This is a genomic window from Mycobacterium sp., assembly GCF_035314905.1.
Taxonomy (GTDB): Bacteria; Actinomycetota; Actinomycetes; order Mycobacteriales; family Mycobacteriaceae; genus Mycobacterium.
In genome coordinates, this window is sequence record NZ_DATFYW010000088.1 from 1 (window position 1) to 3,473 (window position 3,473).

Genomic DNA, 3,473 nt, shown 5'->3' on the forward strand with positions numbered 1-3,473 from the left:
GCTCCGCACGCACATCACCGGGCAGACCGCTGACCGTGGCGTCCAGCGTGGCGGCTTCGAGACCCAGTCGCACCAGCGCCAAGTGCTCCGGGCTGCGGTTGATCCACCGCCACCAGCGCCGCTGCAGCTCCGCCGTGGAGATGTGAGGTACCTGCCGCCGCCACCGCCCTTCGACTCCTCGCTGAATCTCAGCGGCCCGCCGCAATGCGGCGACCACCAGTTCGTCCTTGCTGCCGAAGTGATGCACCAGCGCGTTGACCGACACACCCAGTGCGCGGGCAACTGGCCGCAGTGACACTCCAGCGACGCCGTGCCGGCCGAGGTAGCCGACCACCTCGTCTAGCAGCTCGGCCCGTCGTTCGAGGTCAGGATGGCGTCCCATCAGACGCGCATGCGATGGCCCGCCGGGTCGAGCACCGGTTCGGGTAGCAATCTCGCCGGACGGCGCTGGCCGATGATCTCCACCTCGAACATCGCGCCGGGCACCGCGAGCTCGCTCGGCACGTAGCCGAATGCTAGAGAGCGGCGGCTGTAATGCGCATACGCGCCGGACGTCACCCAGCCCACCACCGCCCCGCCGTGCCAGATCGGCTCGTCGCCGACGACGTCGGCCGGTTCCGCCGGATCGGGGGTAATGTCGAAGTAGCCGAGCGTTCGAGCCGGGCCGCGCGCCAGCTCCGCCTCCACCGCAGCGCGGCCGATGAAGTCATGATCGAGCTTGAGCGATCGGTGCATTCGCGCCTCCACCGGCGTGTAGATCGGACGGTACTCGCGCGCCCACGTACCAAACATCTTTTCCATGCGCAGCGACATCAACGCCCGGAACCCGAACAGGCCGATGCCGTATGGCTTCCCAGCCTGCCACAGCAGATCGAACAGTGCTCGCTGATACTCCGGTGCGACCCAGATCTCGTAGCCAAGATCCCCGGTGTAGGTCATCCGGCCGACGTAGGCGGGGATCATCCCAACGTCGATCCGGCGGAACGTCATGAACGGGTAATTCTCGGTGGCCAGGGAAGCGTCGGTGACCGATTGCAGCACGTCGCGGGCGCCCGGACCGGCCAGTGAGAGGCCCACCAGGGACAAGCCCAGCACGTCGAACCGCACACCATCAGCGAGGTGGCCAAAGAACCAGCGCGTGTGATGCGCTTCGGCGACGTGCGAGCCGAACAGGAAAAAATCGTCTGTACCGACCCGCGCCACGGAAAACTCCCCGACGATGTGACCGTTGGGATCCAGGGCGGCAGTGAGGTTGATCCGGTCGGCTCGCGGCAGCCGGTTGGTGAACAGCCGCTGCAGCCAGCCGGCGCTGCCGACGCCGGTCACGCGGTACTTGGCGAAGTTGGAGCACTCGGTGAGCCCGACGCGTTCGCGCACCATGGTGCATTCTTCAGCGACGGCCGGGTAGGCGTTGGAGCGGCGGAACGTCACGTCCTCGCGCGGCTCCTCCCCCGGCCGCTGGAACCACAGGGGATGCTCGAGCCCGAAGCTCGCGCCCCATACCGCGTTGTGGGCGGTGAGCCGGTCATAGACAGGCGTGGTATGCAGTGCCCGGCCGGCCGGGAGCTCCTCGTTGGGGAAGGTGATACGGAACCGGCGGCTGTAGCTCTCCCGCACCTTGGCATTGGTGTAGGCGAGGCTCGCCCAGTTGCCGAAGCGGGCCACGTCCATCGCCCAGATGTCTTCACCCGGATCGCCGTCGACCATCCAGCGCGCGAGCGCGAGGCCAACACCGCCGCCCTGCGACAGCCCGGCCATCACCGCGCAGGCCACCCAGCAGTTGCGCACGCCGGGCACCGGGCCGACCAGCGGATTGCCGTCCGGCGCGAAGGTGAACGGCCCATTGATCACCTTCTTGATCCCCACGCCAGCCAGCGCCGGATAGTGCTTGAACGCGATCTCCAGCGACGGGGCGAGCCGGTCGAGATCGGGGGCCAGCAACTGCTGGTCGAAGGTCCACGGCGTCTCGCGGGGCGACCAGGGCACACACGCCTGCTCGTACGTGCCGAGCAGCATCCCGCCGCCCTCCTGGCGGATGTAGAGCTCGCCGTCGAAGTCCAGGCCCATCGGCAGCTCGTGTCCGGTGGCCGCGTTGTACTCGGCCACCTCATCCATGTCTTGGGTGATCAAGTACATGTGTTCCATCGCGAGCACGGGCAGCTCCAGGCCGATCATCCGGCCCACCTCACGTGCCCACAGCCCGCCGGCGTTGACGATGTGCTCGGCATGGATCTCGCCGGAGTCGGTGATGACGTCCCACGTGCCGTCGGGGCGCTGACGAAGGTCGCTCACCCAGGTGTGCTGGCAGATCTCGGCGCCGGCCTGCCGCGCGCAGCCGGCATAGGCCCGGGTGACCCCGGTCGGGTCGACGTGACCCTCGGCCCGGTCGAAGAGCGCACCGATGAAGTACTGCTCCTCCAGAAGCGGGAACATCCGCTTTGCCTCGGCCGCTGAGATGATCTCCATATCCATGCCGAGGTAGCGGCCGCGGGCCTGGGCCATCCGCAACCAGTCCATCCGCTCCCGGTCGCCGGCCAGCATCAGTCCGCCAGGCATGTGGATGGAGCAGTTCTGGCCGGAGCGCTGCTCGATCTCACGATACAGCCCGACGGTGTACTGCTGCAGCTTCGCGACATTAGGGTCACCGTTGAGCGTGTGCATGCCGCCCGCAGCGTGCCAGGTCGAGCCGGCGGTGAGCTCCTTGCGCTCGACGAGCACGACATCCGTCCAGCCCAGCTCGGTGAGGTGGTACAGGACCGAGGCGCCAACCACACCACCGCCGATGACGACCACGTGCGCGGAAGATTTCATCGAGGCATCCCTACGTCTAAATTTTCCCGGTACAGTCGTTCCGACTATAGGACCCTGGAGGTGTCGTGCATGGGTAAGCTTCTCGATCGGCTCGCCGCCGGACCGGTGATCTGCGCCGAGGGGTATTTGTTCGAGTTCGAGCGCCGCGGCTACCTGCAGGCCGGGGCGTTCGTACCAGAGGTGGTGCTCGAGGAGCCCGATATGGTAGCCGGACTGCACCGAGAATACGTGCATGCCGGATCTGACGTAGTTGAGGCATTCACCTACTACGCCCACCGGGAGAAGCTGGCGGTGACCGGCCGCGAGGGCGACCTCGAGCCGCTGAACCGGCAGGCGCTGCGTATCGCCAAGGAGGTCGGCGCCGAGCACGACTCCCTGGTGGCCGGCAATATCTGCAACACCAACGTCTACGACCCGGACGATCCCACGACGCATGAGGCCGTCCGCGACATGTTCGCCGAGCAGGTCGGGTGGGCCGCCGAGGCTGGCGTCGACTTCGTGATCGCCGAGACCATCGACTATCCCGGCGAGGCATTGCTCGCGCTGGAAGCAATCAAGGCGCACGACCTCGATGCGGTAGTCACACTCACTATTCATCGCCAGCCCATCGTCCGCGGGGGCGCCCCGATCGGAGAGGCATGCCGTCGCCTGCAAGACGCCGG

At 67.1% G+C, this 3,473-nt stretch carries 3 protein-coding genes; 1 reads left to right on the forward strand and 2 read right to left on the reverse strand.

The features are described 5' to 3' along the window. Positions 1–382: TetR/AcrR family transcriptional regulator (locus VKG81_RS06675; protein WP_324395051.1), on the reverse strand; the 382-nt coding region annotated here is incomplete at its 3' end. Beyond that, positions 382–2,811 carry an FAD-dependent oxidoreductase gene (locus tag VKG81_RS06680; protein ID WP_324395052.1) on the reverse strand — a complete coding sequence of 810 codons (2,430 nt, stop codon included), beginning with the start codon at positions 2,809–2,811 and terminating at the stop codon, positions 382–384. The genes VKG81_RS06675 and VKG81_RS06680, both read right to left, overlap by 1 nt. 69 nt (positions 2,812–2,880) lie before the next feature. On the opposite strand from VKG81_RS06680, the gene VKG81_RS06685 reads away from it, so the two are divergent. Further along, positions 2,881–3,473: homocysteine S-methyltransferase family protein (locus VKG81_RS06685; protein WP_324395053.1), on the forward strand; the 593-nt coding region annotated here is incomplete at its 3' end.

Coding starts and splice junctions, on each gene's coding strand:
- VKG81_RS06680 (WP_324395052.1), bottom strand. CDS start 2,811: ATGAAATCTTCCGCGCACGTGGTCGTCATCGGCGGTGGTGTGGTTGGC.